The organism is Skermanella aerolata KACC 11604, assembly GCF_000936425.1.
Taxonomy (GTDB): domain Bacteria; phylum Pseudomonadota; class Alphaproteobacteria; order Azospirillales; family Azospirillaceae; genus Skermanella; species Skermanella aerolata.
The window spans coordinates 1-16,189 of sequence record NZ_AVFK01000044.1 but is presented as its reverse complement, the minus strand read 5'-3'; the positions used below and the strand labels follow the sequence as shown (position 1 = coordinate 16,189).

The following is a 16,189-nucleotide window of genomic DNA, read 5'->3' as shown; positions in this document are numbered from 1 at the left end:
TTCGAACGAATGCGGAACGCAGCTGGCAATCAATGCCGGCCTGGAGCGGTAGCGCCGCAACCCCAAAAAGGAGACACCATGATGCCCGACCCGGTCTTTTTCACCAGCCTACCGCACGATCTCCACGCACCGCTGCGCATGGTGGCAGATCGCTTGAAGACGGATCCAGGCTTCGCCGACGCCTTGAACGCCTTCCTCGCCGACGATGGGAGCGAGTGCGACGAACCGGCCGATCTGAACGATGATCCCGTTCCGGACATCATGGTCTTGGACGCGAACAACAGACTATTCGTCGTCCTGGAAGGCGACTGGGCGCAGTTGGTGCGGGTGCTTGCCGGCTTGAACAGCCTGCCCGTCGATCAAGGGATCCGGGCTGCGCTCGAGCGGTACACAGCCACCACCCTCGCGCAAGAGGCCGCGGGGAAAGTCGGTTAATGCCTGGATGCCGGCGCGTTGTCGATGATGCTGACCCCCATCTCGGCCGCCACCTTGTTCAACTCAGCGATCATTTCCTCGCGGCTGGCTTTCGGTCTGACGTTCTCGACCTTGCGCTCCTGCCGGTCGACGATCAGGCCGTTCAGCTTGCCGATGGCGAGTACTGCTCCGGTCATATGGGCAGCATTAGAGTTGTGCCGGGCGACTTCGTAGGCTTCGAGGGCCATCTCGGTGAGCCGCGCCGTCGAGATCTCCATCTTCTCCCGGCTGGCCTGGGCGGCCTCGGCGAGTCTTTGGGCTATCTTAGGGTTTTGGCACAGCTTGCTCGCTTCGACGTGCTGGGCGTTGTCGCTCATGCCCGAGACGTCATACGCGGCCCGGTATGCGTCCACCTGCGTCATCCCGGAGAGAAGCGCCTCGACGAACGCGGTCTGTTTAGAGGTCAATTTGTCCGCCATGACGAAACTCCAGAGACACGAAATCTTGATAAAGAAGATACTTCAAGATCGTGGCTTCAGTCCAGATTTTCAACTCTGAGGCATATGTCGCCTTAAACACACTTACTGCGTCAAAGCTGCGTAATGCATGCCTTTGCAATCGGGCAGGAGGCAAGCTCTCAACCTTGATCAATGCAAGCATCTTCCCCAAGTAAAGACAGGCGGCACGGGTTCAGCTTTCACTAAACCGATGCCGCGCTGGATCATTAGACAGTTGGAGGATCAAACCGATCGCCGCTCTGGGTCAACAACTCTACGATCCACCAAAGTGTGCGGCCGATGGTGATGAAGATGCTTGCGATCCGCAGGGGCTTCAGGATTGTTTCGAATTTTGCTAATATGGCCAACATAGGCTGATCCTCTTTTCCGTAGGATTGGTCCATGCATGAGCCGTGGGGCGTTCCGGCCAAGAAAGGTCCCACGGTTCATTCTCTTAAGTTCGATGCGAACATGGTGATAATCCGGCCATTGCACCAGCGTTCAGCAGGCGGATCCCGATCTGAATTCCGGCGAGGGTCAGTGCCGCCGCGCCGTTGCCGCCCTCGATCATCGGCCGGATGTCGCGGAACATCAGCGTCGCGATGCCGAAGGCCGCCAGATGGAGGACCAAGGCGACGATGCCCTACAGATCATGTCCAGTACGAAGATGCTGGTCGCTGGCCTGACAAGTCGGAGACAGCCTCCTGCCTGGATTGATTGCCGCGACACCAGCGGTGTGTTGGGTTTTGAAAAAATGGTGCGCTTGCTCGCGGGGCCTAAACGCTTTTCGATTGACGGCCGGAGGGGGTCTCCCCCGGGGCGCCGGTACCCCAGCCAGGATATCGCCCTCGCTCAGCGCTTCCAGGCCGCCCTGGAACCCCACCAGAGCTGTCGCTAGTGGTGGGGAGCCACTCCAGCACCATGGCGCATCCTGCCCCTGTTCTACCGCACTCAGGCGCATGGCCCCGGATGCCTGAAATTTCTCCAGTCATAGAAACTCCATCACGATCACGGAGACCGCATGCCGGCTGGTCGATCATGCATCAATGGGCCGGCTGGCCTTAAAGGGGGCATCCGTACTTGATGGTCTTGTTCGTGAGACCTACGAGAGCATGGGCGCTCCTGCCCATTCAATCTCCCTGGTTCAATTCACTGATAGTATCATTAGTACACTACCCCAATTTGTACATAACCAAATCCTATTACCGGAAGTAAATTTGATATGGCGATATAATATAAATTATGTGGATCATCAGATGGCTACTATCAATGGAAACGACAACGCGAATACGATAAACGGCACAGCCTATGCTGACACTATCTATGGCAAGGGTGGTAGCGACGATATTTATAGTAAGGGAGGTAATGATTATATTGACTTGGGTGCCGGAGCCGACCTTGTTCTGGCTGGTGATGGCGCTGACAGAGTTCTCGGTGGTACCGGCGACGACATCATCCGAGGCGATGCCGGTAACGATACCCTATCTGGCGGTGCTGGCAACGACAGCATCAATGGTGGCATTGGCGATGATCGCCTATGGGGGGATGAGGGAGTCGATCAGATCCACGGCGGTGATGGTAATGACACGATCGAAGGCAACGGCAAGGACCAAGATTACCTGCACGGCGAGAACGGCAACGATACGATCAAGGTCAGCGAGTACGACAATGCCTTCGGCGGAAGCGGCAACGACACTTTCAACACAGCTACGCTGCCCGGTGGAACTTACTACAGCGGGTTGCACAACCTCATCTCCGGTGGCACTGGCTTCGACACCGTTACTATTACTAACAACGTTGCCGGTAGCCTCACTTTCGCGCACAGCAGCGAGGTCGGAACGGTAGATCCACAGAACGACATGGGTTGGAATTATGGTCAGATTGCAACAATCGACAGCATAGAGCGCATCCAGTTTGCCGGCACCCAACCCGGTGAGTACCGTGGATACTACAATACTGCGCCGGTCGAAGTGATCGGTTCAAACCAAGCCGATCGGTTTCAAGGCGGTGTGTTCAACGATACCTTCAAGGGCGGCAATGGAGATGACAGGCTGTACGGAGGTAAAGGCGGTACCAACATCCTAACCGGCGGCGCTGGGAAAGATTGGTTCGCCTTGCTCTCAGATAGTGACGGCATCGTAACTGTCACGGATTTCAAGAAAGGTGAAGACCACTTGTTTCTCGATAGCTGGGTCGACAGCATTCAGGAGATCAACGGCTCCACCGTTATCGTCATGGACGACATGAACACTTCAGGATCGGCTACCATGAAGTTGGTAGGTGTCACTGGCATCAAGTACGGCTTTGATTATGAAATCAACGACGACCATTCGGCATTTACCCATCCGTGGACATATTGGGGCTAGTATTGATCAGGATGGCCGGTGATGGCAGTCTCCAGACATACCCGCGGCCTAATCGGTGTTGGCATCGTCATGGTGGGCATGGTGGCCGTGGGCGAGTTGATCGGCTGGGAGCCGAAGCCACGGGAACCGGAACAGCCACGTCTCAGGACCGAAAACATCCAAGGGGCCGGAGTTCTGAAAAACGGCTACCTGATGTGTGTGTCGGAAAAGGCCTTGAGCGAGTCCTATGCCATCGTGAAGGCCAAGCAGATCGACATGCTGGCCTCGATCGGCTGCTACCGGACAAGCGACCAGATTACCGGCGTAGTGACCGATAGCGGTTTCGCTGTAACCGAGGTTCGCATCAAGCTCAAGGGTAACGAGACAGCCTTGGTCTATGTACCCAGCGAAGCTATCGGCCGGCGTCAGGTAGTGAGATAGTCGAGGCCACCAACGAGTGGCGACCAGCTCGCCCACGGTCGAGGTAAAGCATTCCTACAGCCTGTTTTGAACCACGCACAAGCCCCTCTTTAAGCCATCATCGGAGAGGAATGCCGACCAGTGGCGGGTTACAGATAATACGTTGCGGTCTGCGACTTAGTGCAGCGCAACAAACGTCTCTTTTGATACTGTCTTATCGAGTCAACACAGAATGTGTGTTGTTCCTGTAGGTTCCTTGATACTTCGAGCCCATGCTTCTGATACAGGACCCACTTCAATGGCAACCTATAACGGTACCTCGGCCCGCAACGTTTGGTACGGTACCAGCTCAGCCGATACAGCGCGCGGCAATGGAGGTGACGATAGCCTCTATGGCCACGATGGCAACGATACACTGTACGGCGATGCCGGCAATGACGGCCTGTATGGAGAGAACGGCAACGACCTGATCTACGGCGGGGCTGGAGTCGACGCTCTGTTTGGCGCAGCGGGAAGTGACACGTTGCGAGGCGAAGACGGCGACGACTACCTGGAAGGAGGAAGCGGCGACGATGGTCTGTATGGAGGCAACGGCATTGATCGCCTTCGCGGAGGTGACGGCATTGATGCCCTGTTCGGAGACGCCAACGACGATGATCTCGACGGTGGAAGCGGCGACGACTATCTCGTCGGCGGGTTAGGCAACGACAAGATCCTCGGTGGGGTCGGCCATGATCGACTGCGGGGTGGTGACGGGAACGACTATCTCTCCGGCGGATCAGGAAACAACAACGTCATGGGGGAAGCCGGCAACGACACGCTGGTCTTCACCGCCAGAGCGACAGACCCACTCCCGAATGATACCGGTCTTCTGGATGGTGGCGCCGGGTACGACACCCTCGTCCTCGATGTTCAGGGCGGTCCCTTCGACCAAGACGGAGCGCAGACCGTCTATCTCGACCTAAACAGCGCTACGCAGCGCGGCTTCATCGGTATTGTCGCCGACCATGTCGAACCCAGTGGTTTGTGGTTCGGCAATGTTCTCAGCATTGAAGAGGTCCGAGTCGCATCGAACAGCAACCCGCTGGCTCTATCTGCCGGAACGAGCATGAAGGTGACGGGAAGCTCCCACACCGATTATCTTGAAGGCGGTGCCGGCGATCAGGTCTTTGACGGAGGAGGCGGGGCTGATCGTTTCCAGTTCCTCCATCGAGTCGGCTTCTTCTCCGGGCATGACACGGTCAAGGGCTTCAGCATGGCTCAGGGAGATCGTATCCAATTCAACAACGAGGATTATGGGTCAGGGCCTGATTGGGACCTATCCGACCGTCATGTAACTACCAAGGTAGAGAAGAGCGGCCACACCATCTACACGACCAGCGACTCGGCGACCGGGCAGGTGATGCATACCCTTGATGTCGACGCGATCGGGCTGCCGCCGCCCGACTATTATCTCCTCGGCTGACCGCCGAGTCCGCCAACGAGCGGACGACCAAGTCGCCCACGTTCAAGGTCCATGGTCTTCTCGAGGGACCCGTTCGCAGCCCGGTCATCATGGCCGCGGTTGGGTCATCGCTGAACCGGGCGAGAATGGGACGGAAGGCCGTTGACCCCCACAAGCCCATAACCTATCGGCCTCTCATGGCTGATCTTCCTTCAAGATCGGCCGGGAGATGCCACCCGGCGAGGGTTCTATCTTCCTTATAGGTGCGTCGTCGGGTGTCGTTCATTGATTTTGCTAAATGGATTTTCCAAAATGGGCTTGATGTGGATCCGAAATTGCGTTTCGGGCCTGAAGGGAATATAACGGAGTAGATATGACTTTTCATGGCACCTTCGAAATTGCGACTCCGGAAGAATATTTCGAGAAGATCGTTCTCAGAACTTACTTGGAGACCAAGGAACCTCAGAATAAGTGCTCTTCAGCCGCTTTCCTGATTGCTACGACTTTCGCCTACCATTTTATCGACTGGCGTTATTCGAGCAAAAAAAGTGAGAAGAAGGACGACGGTATTGGCATGATAAAGCGGGTCCTCGACGGGATTGCAACCAACGAGGAGATCGACTACTTCGATGTCGCTCGCCAGATCGCGAACGGGACAAAACATTTCAAACGTTCCGATGGTGCTCCGAATGACGATCGGGCAAAAACAGCAGTTGTGAACCCTTTTTCAGATGAATTTACTGACGAGTTTGGGCCAACCCTGCTGATCGATATCACGCGCTCCGACGGCTCTGGGACCGAGAAGGTCACCGCCCGCGACTTCCTGGAAAAGCTGCTGATATTCTGGCGTGGCCAGATGCCTTGAGCCGAACCAAACCCAGCAACCAGCTTAACGATCTACCTCAATGACTGTTTTCGGCTGTTCCGAGAAAGGCGGGAGCTGTCCAATCACGCTAGTATTTACTGCGTTTTCGGCGGCGGCGGGAGTCACGCTGCTTTTCCTGCCTTTTCCGTCGGGAACTTGACCGAGCCGTCGTCGCGGTCGAGCTTGTAAGTCACGGCCGGCGGTTCGACCGGGGTCTGCTCCAGGTTCATGAAGTTCGCATCGGCGTACCAGCAGTTTCGCTTTAACCGGAACGCGGGCGCTCCCTTGCGGAACATGATCTCTTCATTGTCGGGAAGCGTCGCGACTTCTTGGGGGAGCAGCAGAGCACGCTTGGCCTGGCCTGTGTTTTCGTTCTGCTCTTTCGCCCTGAACCATCCGAAGAAGCGCGGCGTCGATCTGCTGACGTTCTCGACGGTGTCGTATCCGGTTCGCTCGCTAACCTCCTTCGTCAGCAGATCGTCGTTGGTGCCGAAGACGATCTCCGCGCCGAGGTTTCCCAATAGCGAGGCCAGTCCGTCTTCCTTGTACTCGTCGCGCAGGTCGGTCTTGGTCTGGACGACGAAGCTGAAGTGCAACCTGAAGCCCCGCGCGAAGCCGTTGGCCTTGGCGATCGGCCGCATCGGGGGGAGGGCGGTCAACTCGTCCATCAAGACATGGCACCGGTGGGTGATGGTGCTGTCGTGATCCGGGTGGGAGTCCATGCAGGCGTCGAACAGCTGGAGGAAGAACAGGCGCAGCAGGAAGCCGAGCTGCTCCAGGTCGGACGGCATCACGCCGATGTAGATGGTCATCTTACGCCGGCGCAGATCCCTCAGATCGAAATCGCTGCGCTCAGTGGCCGCGACGACCTTTGGATTGAACCAGATCCCCATGGTCGATGTGACCTGCTTGCGGATGCCTTGGACCATGTCCTCGTTGCCGCGCAGATAGTCGGAGAGCAGGTTGACGCAGTCCTGGGTGTAGGGCCGGTCGGTGGCCCGGCGCTCCTCGACCATGCGGGCGATCGTCTCCACGCTGTCGCCGCGCGTGAAGAAGCGGAAGATGGCGGCCGGTGTCAGGTCCATACCCGGCGTCTCGCTGATCAGCGTCGCGATGCCTGTCCAAGCGGTCCGCGCGCTGTCGACCCAGAACTTGTTCTTGTTGGCCGAGCCGACATCGGGAAACAGATTGAATGCCCGGCGCTGGATTTTGGAAAGGTAGTCGGGCTGTGACTCATCGATCCCGCCGACCGGGTTCCAGCAATGGGTGGCGCCGTCTTCGGCCAGGGGCGAGAACAGGAAGACGTCTTGGCCGAGGACGTTTTCCCGATGCGCTGCCGTCCGCGTGTAGTTCTCGCGCTTGATGTCGAGCACGACTAGGCTGTCGGCGTAGTTGAAGCAGTTCGGCACGACATAGGCGACGCCCTTGCCGCTGCCGGTCTTGGCGCAGAGCAGTGCGTGTTCCGGACCGGGAAGGCAGACATAACGCTTCCCCATCCCCATGAACCCGGCTGTGCGGCCGAGCAGGATGCAGTCGGGTCGGGGACGGAACGAGTAGATCAGTCCGGATTTTCGACCCTGTCTTGGGGTTGCGTATTTCGCACTACCGAACAGCGCGCGGCCGTCCCGGCTGACCAGGGTGGTTCCGTCGCCCAGGATGCGGTAGAGGGTCATAACGGCGGCGCCGGTGCCGGCGGCGGCTCCATACAGCAGCCATTCGTTCACCCATGACTGGGTGTAGGCATCGGGCATGGTGGCGGAGAGATAGCTCCACCACTCAGCGGTAGGGATGCCGGCTTGCCGGATCGTGCCGAGACCGTAGAGGGTGACGGCGGAAGCGGTGAAGGTGAAGGCGGCGAGGGCGACGCCGGCGGACAGGATCAGCTTCAACTTCCTCATGCCGCGACATCCGCATGACGGAACCACACCTCGGAGACGGCGAAGCGTCCTTCGGGCCGGTGGAAGTGAACGACGACGTCGATCAGGCTCTTCAGCGATGCTTCGATGTCACCCAACTCGATGCTGGATGCGGCCGGCGCCTGCTTGACCATCAGCGCCAGTGTCGGGAAGACTTCGCGCGTGTTGGAAGCGTGGCAGGTGGTCAGGCCGGGATGTCCGGAGCGGCGGGCCCGCAGGAACGAGAATGCCTCCGCGCCGCGGAGTTCCTGGAGCAGCAGCCATTTCATTGCAAGCCGCAGCGATGCCTCGACTAAGTCGTTCGGCGTGACGTGCGCGGCTCCCTGGCCTCCCTTGCTGTAGAACAGGTCGGTGCGGTTCCGGTGGGGCAGCGAACTCCATTCGTCACTGTCTTGGACCGTAACGATCCGATCGTCCAGCGGGATCTCGTTGGCCAACCCCATGCCGAAGAAGGTCTTGCCTGACCCGACTTCGCCACACAGGACATGCGTCATCCGTGCCTTCATCGTGGCGCGCAGGAATGCGGTCCATGTGCGATGGCGTTCATCGGGCCCGGTGGCGCGGCATGCCTCATGGTAGAGGGCGACCAGCGCTTCGGCGTCGCGAGAGAGGCCGTCCCGCAGCGGTTCCACACCGGAGAAGATGCCGCCGGCGGCGAGCTGGTCAAGCGTCGGTGACGTCTTCTTCGCCCGCCTGATGGCCAGCGCCACGTTGCCGTCGTTGACGCAGGGCGGGAGCACGGCCTGTAGGCGGGTGCCGCCGGGCAGATCGCACGACAGCAGCGGCGTTTGTTTGCCCACGTTCTGGCCCTTGATGGCGGCGGCGAGGATGGCGACGCCCTGCTGATCGACGAAGTCGACCGCGACCTCGTGGCGCGTCGTCGTCGCCCCACGCCGGACGAACACTTCATTGGGCCGGTTCATGATGATGTCCTCGACCGTATCGTCGGCCATGAACTCGGCGAACGGTGCGAGCGCGAAGTCGAGCAGGGGGATAGCCGCGTGATGGTTCATGTCCGTATCCTTCGGCGATCGGGTTATCGGGCCATCGTCAGCGAGAAGCACGGCCGCATGTCGATGTCGTCCATGGCCATGATCAGCACCTGCGGTGCCTGTGCCCGACGTAGTGTCGGGGGAATGTTGATGTCGTCGCCGAAGCTGCCCTGGGCGAGGTTCTTGGAACCGCTCTGGAACTGGTTGAAGGAAATGCCGCTGTCGGCGCCGATGGCGTTCGACGCGCCGATCGCGGCGGCCTGACCGGCGGCATCAAGCAGGGCGATCATCGCGACGCCGCGGAACCGTTCGAAGAAGTGAGTGTCGACCTCGCCGTCGATGCCGGGGGTTCCAAGCTGGTCTCCCAACGATGCCCGCAGCTTGATCAGGCAGCCCTGCGGCGTCTCGAGCCGGGTGACCACGGCGAACGCGCGATCCATCCCGCGCTCCAGGTGCTGGGCGACACGCCCGAACGCCCAGGTGCCATCGTCCAGCAGCGGCACCGCGCCGGACGTGCTGTAGACCGGACCGCGAACCTTGCACCGGAACGGGCCGGGGACCTGGGTATTGATGGGCTGCTCGAGGATGCACGGGATTGGCGTTCCCATCGTCATGAACAGGTTGCGGTCAGGCAGCATCGCGGCGGAAACCGTGCCGCCGTCGCGGCCGGCGCCGAGACCTTCGTCCAGCCGGTCGCTACCGCCGCCGCCGTTCATGGCGGAGATGCTCTCGACGCCACCGCCGGCAGACTGCGGGGATGCGGTGGAATTGGTGGCGGTGGTCTTGAGTCCTCCGCTCGTCTGCAATGCCGAGATAGGCGGCCGGACGACCGGTCGGGCCAGAACGGTGGGCATCGTCGGCATGCCCATGCCCGTCGGCCTTGATGGCGGCAGTGGCGGTGGCGGCCTCACGGCAGCCGGTGTCACCGGTGGAGCCGATGGCGGGATCGGCGCAAAGGCGCCCCCGATTTCACCATTGCGGGCGACTGTGCTGCGGTCGGCTTCGACCCGCGGCGGTGGGCTGTCGGTCAGGATGAAGAAGCCGGCGGCGACGATGGTGACGGTGCCGAGCAGCGCCTTGCCCAGTTTCTTCTTCCTGCTCTCCCTGGGTCCGGCGATCTGTGACGTCGTGGCGTCGGTCTGGGGGGTGATGTTGTTGCCGAACATTACGAGCCGCTCCTGACCTGTCGCACGACTCCGGGGTCGACGGTGCCTGTTCCCGTCCGATGCCCGACTGGGTCGTAGGCGTTGTTGGTGATGCACAGGACGGAGTTACCGTCGCGCAGCCGGAGCATGGGCACGACGCCGTGGATGATCAGCAAGCTGCCCTTGGTCGCGGTGTCTACGACCGTGTTTTGCCCGATGAGGGCTTCGCTTCCATCTGGCATGACTTGGTAGGCCAGAGGTACCGGGCGATTGCCGGGATAGCGAAGGAAGGTCCGCTGCCCGTCATCCCACATCGCATCCAGCCCGGCCGGCGCCGTCGGTGCCAGTGCCACGCGGTCGGCTTCGGTGCCTTGACCATCATAGGCCACGTTGCGGGAGAGTACGGACTGCTGGACCTGCGTCAGCCGGTCGGCTACCGCCTGCGCCTGGAGCTTCTGCTGCTTTTCCTGCCATATCCGCTGCCGCTCCTTCCGCTCGGCTTCCTTGAGGATCTTCGACGCGACCGGATCGGAGAAGACGACAGAGAAGAAGGCATCGGGCGCCTGCGGACCGCCGGGGATGGTGCTGAGTTCGAAGGAGTGGCGGCGGTGTTCCTGCTTGCCGGTGACGGGGTTCGTCCACACGCCGATGACGGTGAACGGCTGCGGCTCCAGGTGGCGTAGCGCCTTGACCATCAGGAACTTCGACGGATTGGCATCGGTGCCCGGCATGTGGACCTGGAGGTTGTCGTCGGCGGTGGAGGACTGGCCGGTGGCGACCCGTTCGGCCGGCGGCTTGCCGCTGATGATTTCGTTGTCCGATGTGCCGACGCTGTAGACCACCTCGTTGTCGGGCAACTGGAGGGTGGTCGTTGCGCCGGGAACCAGGAACAGGCTGACGATCTGGCTCGGATTGTAGGCGATGCAGCGCTCGCGCGGATCGGGACCGCACGGCTTGGGGACCTCGGCGGCGGTGGCGGTCGAGGACATCAGCGCCAACACCAGGGCTGAACCGATGAGGAATGCTTTGTTCACTTGCTGACTCCTTCGCGCTGGGCGCCTGCGTACTCGATGACCTGGATCTGCGGGGCATTGAAGGTCCATCGCTGCCAGATCCGGTCTTGGGGAAGTTCGACGTTCCGCTTGATGGCAACCGTCGCGGCGTACCGGACCGGCGGCATCCGCTTGCCTTCCGGCAGCGTCTCGACCCGGTCGAACCACACCCGGTAGGCGGGAGGACCGTCGGAGATGCAGGCCGTCTCGATCGGGCAGATCGGCTCCCAGCGGACAAAATTCGCCTCGACCGTCATGTCCTTGTAAATCTGCGCCGGGCTTTGGGGGTTGTCGGCACGATACCAGTTCTGGAAGCTCTCGCGGACACGCGGCGCCGACAGGGCCGAGACCATCGTCCACGCCCAGCCTGCGTTACCGGCCGACCAGCTCTCGCGCTGCTGCACATAGCTCCACACGACGTTGACTGTCGCGTCTTCGCGGACCGGCTTCGGCAGGCTCTCCCACTTGACGGCCGTGGTCGTGGTGCCGTCCTCGCGGACAACGGTCGTGATCGGGATGATCTCCTTCAGCGGCAGAAGGTAGGAGATGAAGGCGGCTTCGGCAGCGGCAATGAATACGAGCCCGGCGATGGTGCCGCCGCTGATCACGCGCTTGAAGCGGTCGCGGCGCCTGATGCGGGCACGTTCCTGTTTCTGCTCCTCGTACAGCCGCCTCAGTTCGTCGGCGGGAATGATGATGCTGCCGACCCTGTCGTCGTCGTGCGGCTCCGGCCGCCGGCTGATGGCGTTCATTGGGCACCTGCGGTCTGGGGTGATGGCGCGTTGATCGAGAAGGCCGTGCCCCGGCATGCGATGGGTTCAGAGCTCGGCCCCGAGGATGCGCAGGCCGCTAGGAGGACCACGATCGCACCGAGGATCAGCAGGTTGAAAAGAAGGCGGGAAACGCAGTTCATCGTGATCTCCTGTTACCGGCTGCCGGTGTACTGGCCGAGTTTCTGTCCTAGTTTCGCGGAGCCCTTCACTGTGCTTGAGGCAGCCGCCGAGCCCACGCTTGCCGCCATCCCGGTCACCATAGTGACCACGCCCGATGCGCCGTTTCCGATGGTCAGCCACAGCGGCAGGACGAACATCATCAGCGCCGCGAGGAAGAAAATTCCCGTTACTCCAGCGAAGTTAATAATCATCTCGTCTACGGAAGTACCGGTGTTCCGGTCCAGTGCTATTAGTGTATCCGATATTTGCAATATGACAAACCGTGTCAGAATTGACGTCCCAATCTGAAGCACAATCAGACCGACTAATTTTCCGATCCATTGATTTACGTATTCCCTCGCTCCTCTGAACAGGTACAGGATTATCAGGAACGGCCCGATGCAAAGAGTAATTGCCATGAATACACGGGAAACGTACCAGATGAAGAAGCACACGCCGATGGCAAGCAGGTCGAGAAAGGCGAAAAACCAGACGACGGCGCGAAGAATGGGGCCTGACATACCCATTGACTGGCCGTTGATGAAGGCCACGGCATGAGCGACGGCTTCCCACAGAGCGTCGAACTGCCTTGATGAGTCTACACTGGCCCGAGGACCGTTCATCGCCGCCGCTATCGCGTTCGGCAGGTCGGTGAAGAACAGGTCACGCACGTAGTAATTGTAATTCGACGCCTTGAGGATGGCGACGACTGCCATTGCCCGAACGACCGCGTGCAGGAAGCCGCCGGCGTCCATTTTGCCATACATCATCAGCAGGGCATTGCCGATAACGTAGAGGGCAAGGGCAGTGCGGAGCGGTGCCGCCGCCCAGGCCAAGCCAGCGTTGATGGTGTCATTCATCCCCGCGACCAGGACTTCGTCCATCCCGGTCGCGAAGTTGTAGAAGATAGTCTCAAGCGCCACGTTCTTTTCCTCTCGGCAACGGAGGCTGCTTGGTGGACGGGATCTTCCCAAAGTCCTTCCCAAAGTTGCGAGGCAGCGGTCGGCCGATACGGCGGGTACCCGCGCGTTCCGCATTCTCACATTCGAGAGTCATCGCCAGACGTTCGTCGTTGTGGCAGCGGCGCAGCATCTCCTCGTGGACCTTCGGGTTGGCAAGAAAGTACGGGATGTCGAAATCAGCGACGGGCACAGCCGCGCCGCCAAGACCGAGAGCCAGCAGGAGAGACGCCGCGCCGCCGATCATCGCAGGTCACTCATCGGCGAGGTTGCCATGAACAGCAGGTCGGCGCTCTCACGCTGGATCTGTTCCTCGCGCTGGCGGGTGACCCGCTCGTCGGTCTCCAGCAGCAGGGCGACGTTCTGCACCTGCATCTGATGGGCAGACATGTTCTGCTGCTCCAAGGCGATCAGCCCGTTGACAGCGGAGACCTCGGTGACGTCGACCGCCGCCTCAAGCCGTGCCCGCAGCAGGTCCAGCTTCATGACGTGATCCTCGGCATTGAGGGCACCCGCCTCCGCCATGGCCTTGGCGTTGCTGGTGACCGCCATGCGGCGCTCCATTTCGTCGGTCCAGCGATCACCCCACTTGTTGAGTACGTTGCTGGCGTAATACATGTCGTTGTAGTTGTAGTAACCGGCGCTTCCCCACAGGTTGCTGGCATCGCGCATCAGTTCGGGGATGGCGTTGGCTTCCGGCATGAAGTTGCGGGTCAGACCGCCCAACGCGCTGGCGGCGCTGCCGAGATCCGTGACATGGGACACCGCGTTCCATGTGCGGTCGGCCACGTCGTACTGGCGCTTATACCAGCCGATCTGCTCGACCCAGTGAGCGCCTTCTTTGACGTACTGGATGACGTTCTGCATCCAGAGCGACGGGTCGTAGACGATCTCGAATGCGTGAGCCGGCGCGGACGCCGTCGATATCGAGGCGGCCATGACGGTCACCAACAGAAGCTTTTTCATGCTTCGGCCTCCAGATAGCGGTTGCGGTATTCGGCCCAGATGACATCCGGGTCGGTGGTGTTCTTCTCCGCCGCGATCCGGTGCCACAGGGCGCTCCGGTTCGGGTCGGAGGAGAGAACGGCGATGAATTCAGGCTGATTGATGCGGGCGCGAGCGATGAAGGTGCCCTTGGGCCGCTTCACCAGGAACGTGCCCTCGCCCATCTCCAGCATCCCTTCGCGGATGGCGTCGATCTCGCCGGCGGAGCACTTGAGGACGTCGCGATAGACCTCCTCGTTAAGGCCAGGATTGGGGAACAGCAGCTTGGTCGGCGAGTTCGCTAGGATCGCTTTGCCGACGGGATGGTCGGAGAAGTCCTGCGGGTGGTGGATCATCATCCACAGCAGGCCGTTGCCCTTCCGCAGCTCGCGGGAGAAGGCGTCGAACCCGGCGGCGAAGCGGGCGTCGGGCAGGTAGGAAGCGGCCTCGTCGACATAGACCGCGGCCCGCACGCCGCGCCCCGCCTTCTCCCGGATGCGGAAAAGCTGATAGGCGGCGGCGGGTGCCCGCACCGTGATCATGTCGTCGGGCAGTATCTCGGTGTTGTCGATGCCGACCACGCCCGTATCCATGCGGATCAGGTCCCGCTCGCCGTCGAATGCCCAGCCAAGAGAACCGCCCTGGCACCACTGCTCCAGCCGGGCGCCGGTGCTGTCGTTGCCGTGATCGAGAAACTGGCGCAACCCGGCGAGTGAGCGGAGTTCGGCGGGACGGCGCATGACATAGACGATGGCGTGGCGGAGGCGGCTGATCTGGTCGGCCGGCGGTTCTCCTCGACCATCGGCCATGATCAGGCCCTTGACGAACTCTTCCAGCCAGGAACGGGCGTCCTCGGTGTTGGGCAGTGCTCGCAGCGGAGCCATGCCGCTTTCCTGACCGCGCCGGATGCGAACATAGTAGCCGCCGCGCGCCAGCACGCTCAGTTCGTTCGATCCGTCCTTGTCGAGGATGATCGACACGCCGTTGTGCGGGACGAGGTTCTGTTCCAGGCAGGAGTCGAACAGGCCGAACGTGGTGCTCTTGCCGTAGCCGGTCGGGCCGATGCCGACGGTATGTCCGACGCGGCGGGAGTGCGGCGAGAAATCGTGGACGGTGTTGCCCTGAGTGCGCAGGCGGATCGTCGGCCGCCCCCAGTGGGGCCGCTTCTCGCCGCGGGGAAATCCGCCCAGCGAGGAGAAGGAGCAGAAGTTGATCAGCTTGATGTCGCCGTGCCGGGCCTTTATGATCTCCGGCGCCCCGGGCATCTGCGACCAGTAGGCTGGGAAGCACCCCAGCGCCTCGGTGGTGGCGGTGACGCTGGTGTTGGTCAGGATGCTCTTGATCTCGCTGGCAGCCTTGTTCAGGTCGGGCAGGCTGTCGGCGTGAACGGCGAGGCTCCAGTGGTGGTCGCCCATGACGGAGCGGCCGGACTGGACGTCGTCCAGCGCATCGTGCAGTCCTTCGTGAAGAGAGACGGCGCGATCGCCGGCATTGCTCATGCGGCGCTGCTTCAGCGACATCCGATTGGATGCGGCGCCGGAGGACCGGTAGACGAACGAGTTCGTCATGACGACCCGACACTTGGACGTCAGAACCTTGTCCAGGATGTCGGGTCGGGCGATTTCCGGGTAGTCGCGGAAACCGAAGATGATCCCGAAAGTCGAGCGGCCGGGGTGAAGCACTTCGAAACCGCGCTTGCCGCAGATGACCCGGTCGGTATAGATCGCCCCTGCCATCGTCCCGAGTGTCATCGGGACCGGCTGCCGGCGGCCGTAGAGGACCATTCGCATGGCCTCGCCGATCTCACTGTAGGGAACGCCGTTGTCGATCCGGACGCCGAGCCGCGTGGGGCTGTACTCGCGGAGCATGGCCAGCAGTGTCCGGATCCGGTCGTTGGCCTGTTCGGTAAGGACGTCGTCGGCCTCGACGGCGCCACCCCAGAAGCGGTTCGTGAGGCGGTCGATCAGCTTCGGCTGTACCAGGATCGTGATGATCCATTCCCGCGCCAGCGCCGCCTTGTCGATGTCGGCGTGATAGGCCTCGACCAGCTCACGCGAGAACCTGGACCGGAACTCACCGATGCGGAACGGCTCCACCCGGTCGTGGCAGACATGGTGCTCGTAAACCGTGATGTTGCTGTCCGCCAGCGACCGCATGACGGCGTGACGGCGGCGACGCTCCTCGTAGCGCCGGGGATCGTCCATCAGCGACAGCGGCTTGCCGT

The 16,189-nt window shown here is 61.2% G+C and carries 16 protein-coding genes; 5 read left to right on the top strand and 11 right to left on the bottom strand.

The genetic code is table 11. From position 1 onward, the window contains the following. Positions 1 to 78: 78 nt before the first annotated feature. Positions 79 to 435 carry a hypothetical protein gene (locus N826_RS31935; RefSeq protein ID WP_044435750.1) on the top strand — a complete coding sequence of 119 codons (357 nt, stop codon included), beginning with the start codon at positions 79 to 81 and terminating at the stop codon, positions 433 to 435. On the opposite strand, the gene N826_RS31930 is transcribed toward N826_RS31935, so the two are convergent. Next, complete coding sequence (locus tag N826_RS31930) at positions 432 to 893, bottom strand: terminase small subunit (RefSeq protein WP_044435749.1); 462 nt, start codon at positions 891 to 893, stop codon at positions 432 to 434. The genes N826_RS31935 and N826_RS31930 overlap by 4 nt on opposite strands. Before the next feature lie 472 nt (positions 894 to 1,365). Next, positions 1,366 to 1,542 carry a DUF350 domain-containing protein gene (locus N826_RS42170; protein ID WP_169789448.1) on the bottom strand — a complete coding sequence of 59 codons (177 nt, stop codon included), beginning with the start codon at positions 1,540 to 1,542 and terminating at the stop codon, positions 1,366 to 1,368. A 625-nt stretch (positions 1,543 to 2,167) separates the two neighbouring features. Between N826_RS42170 and N826_RS40765 the strand changes: the two genes are divergently transcribed. The 4 genes from N826_RS40765 (at position 2,168) to N826_RS31905 (ending at position 5,985) form a co-directional block, all read left to right on the top strand. After that, entirely contained in the window at positions 2,168 to 3,277 is a 1,110-nt protein-coding gene (locus N826_RS40765; RefSeq protein WP_052832417.1) for a calcium-binding protein, read from the top strand. Between the two features lie 21 nt (positions 3,278 to 3,298). Beyond that, the gene (locus N826_RS31915; protein ID WP_044435747.1) at positions 3,299 to 3,697 is read left to right on the top strand and encodes a hypothetical protein; all 399 of its coding nucleotides are present in this window, start codon (positions 3,299 to 3,301) and stop codon (positions 3,695 to 3,697) included. Between the two features lie 277 nt (positions 3,698 to 3,974). Next, positions 3,975 to 5,141 (top strand): calcium-binding protein, encoded by a 1,167-nt coding sequence (locus N826_RS31910; RefSeq protein ID WP_052832416.1) that lies wholly within the window; start codon positions 3,975 to 3,977, stop codon positions 5,139 to 5,141. Positions 5,142 to 5,493: 352 nt separating this feature from the next. Next, positions 5,494 to 5,985, top strand: coding sequence for a hypothetical protein (locus N826_RS31905; RefSeq protein WP_044435745.1), 492 nt, complete (start codon positions 5,494 to 5,496; stop codon positions 5,983 to 5,985). A 122-nt stretch (positions 5,986 to 6,107) separates the two neighbouring features. Here N826_RS31905 and N826_RS31900 read toward each other — a convergent pair whose 3' ends face one another. The 9 genes from N826_RS31900 to N826_RS31860 form a co-directional block, all read right to left on the bottom strand. Beyond that, complete coding sequence (locus tag N826_RS31900; protein WP_044435743.1) at positions 6,108 to 7,883, bottom strand: type IV secretory system conjugative DNA transfer family protein; 1,776 nt, start codon at positions 7,881 to 7,883, stop codon at positions 6,108 to 6,110. Beyond that, entirely contained in the window at positions 7,880 to 8,914 is a 1,035-nt protein-coding gene (virB11, locus tag N826_RS31895) for a P-type DNA transfer ATPase VirB11 (RefSeq protein WP_044435741.1), read from the bottom strand. Before virB11 ends, N826_RS31900 begins: the two co-directional genes overlap by 4 nt. A 23-nt stretch (positions 8,915 to 8,937) precedes the next feature. Beyond that, the gene (locus N826_RS40760) at positions 8,938 to 10,059 is read right to left on the bottom strand and encodes a TrbI/VirB10 family protein (RefSeq protein ID WP_052832414.1); all 1,122 of its coding nucleotides are present in this window, start codon (positions 10,057 to 10,059) and stop codon (positions 8,938 to 8,940) included. After that, positions 10,059 to 11,072: a TrbG/VirB9 family P-type conjugative transfer protein gene (locus tag N826_RS31885; protein WP_044435739.1), complete on the bottom strand. Its 1,014-nt coding sequence runs from the start codon at positions 11,070 to 11,072 to the stop codon at positions 10,059 to 10,061. The genes N826_RS40760 and N826_RS31885 overlap by 1 nt, the downstream gene beginning before the upstream one ends. Then, the gene (locus N826_RS31880; RefSeq protein ID WP_044435737.1) at positions 11,069 to 11,842 is read right to left on the bottom strand and encodes a type IV secretion system protein; all 774 of its coding nucleotides are present in this window, start codon (positions 11,840 to 11,842) and stop codon (positions 11,069 to 11,071) included. Before N826_RS31880 ends, N826_RS31885 begins: the two co-directional genes overlap by 4 nt. Positions 11,843 to 12,015: 173 nt before the next feature. Next, entirely contained in the window at positions 12,016 to 12,945 is a 930-nt protein-coding gene (locus tag N826_RS31875; protein WP_044435735.1) for a type IV secretion system protein, read from the bottom strand. Then, complete coding sequence (locus tag N826_RS44475; protein WP_044435733.1) at positions 12,935 to 13,228, bottom strand: EexN family lipoprotein; 294 nt, start codon at positions 13,226 to 13,228, stop codon at positions 12,935 to 12,937. The genes N826_RS31875 and N826_RS44475 overlap by 11 nt, the downstream gene beginning before the upstream one ends. Next, a complete protein-coding gene (locus N826_RS31865) occupies positions 13,225 to 13,947 on the bottom strand; it encodes a type IV secretion system protein (protein ID WP_044435731.1) in 723 nt (240 codons plus the stop codon). Before N826_RS31865 ends, N826_RS44475 begins: the two co-directional genes overlap by 4 nt. Then, positions 13,944 to 16,189, bottom strand: a 2,246-nt coding sequence (locus N826_RS31860; RefSeq protein ID WP_044435729.1) for a VirB4 family type IV secretion/conjugal transfer ATPase, incomplete at its 5' end; no start/stop codon positions are given. The genes N826_RS31865 and N826_RS31860, both read right to left, overlap by 4 nt.

Bases quoted from the DNA above. Each gene is read 5' to 3' on its own strand.
- N826_RS31935 (WP_044435750.1), top strand. From the start codon at position 79: ATGATGCCCGACCCGGTCTTTTTCACCAGCCTACCGCACGATCTCCAC.
- N826_RS31930 (WP_044435749.1), bottom strand. From the start codon at position 893: ATGGCGGACAAATTGACCTCTAAACAGACCGCGTTCGTCGAGGCGCTT.
- N826_RS40765 (WP_052832417.1), top strand. From the start codon at position 2,168: ATGGCTACTATCAATGGAAACGACAACGCGAATACGATAAACGGCACA.
- N826_RS31915 (WP_044435747.1), top strand. From the start codon at position 3,299: ATGGCAGTCTCCAGACATACCCGCGGCCTAATCGGTGTTGGCATCGTC.
- N826_RS31910 (WP_052832416.1), top strand. From the start codon at position 3,975: ATGGCAACCTATAACGGTACCTCGGCCCGCAACGTTTGGTACGGTACC.
- N826_RS31905 (WP_044435745.1), top strand. From the start codon at position 5,494: ATGACTTTTCATGGCACCTTCGAAATTGCGACTCCGGAAGAATATTTC.
- N826_RS31900 (WP_044435743.1), bottom strand. From the start codon at position 7,883: ATGAGGAAGTTGAAGCTGATCCTGTCCGCCGGCGTCGCCCTCGCCGCC.
- virB11 (WP_044435741.1), bottom strand. From the start codon at position 8,914: ATGAACCATCACGCGGCTATCCCCCTGCTCGACTTCGCGCTCGCACCG.
- N826_RS40760 (WP_052832414.1), bottom strand. From the start codon at position 10,059: ATGTTCGGCAACAACATCACCCCCCAGACCGACGCCACGACGTCACAG.
- N826_RS31880 (WP_044435737.1), bottom strand. From the start codon at position 11,842: ATGAACGCCATCAGCCGGCGGCCGGAGCCGCACGACGACGACAGGGTC.
- N826_RS44475 (WP_044435733.1), bottom strand. From the start codon at position 13,228: ATGATCGGCGGCGCGGCGTCTCTCCTGCTGGCTCTCGGTCTTGGCGGC.
- N826_RS31865 (WP_044435731.1), bottom strand. From the start codon at position 13,947: ATGAAAAAGCTTCTGTTGGTGACCGTCATGGCCGCCTCGATATCGACG.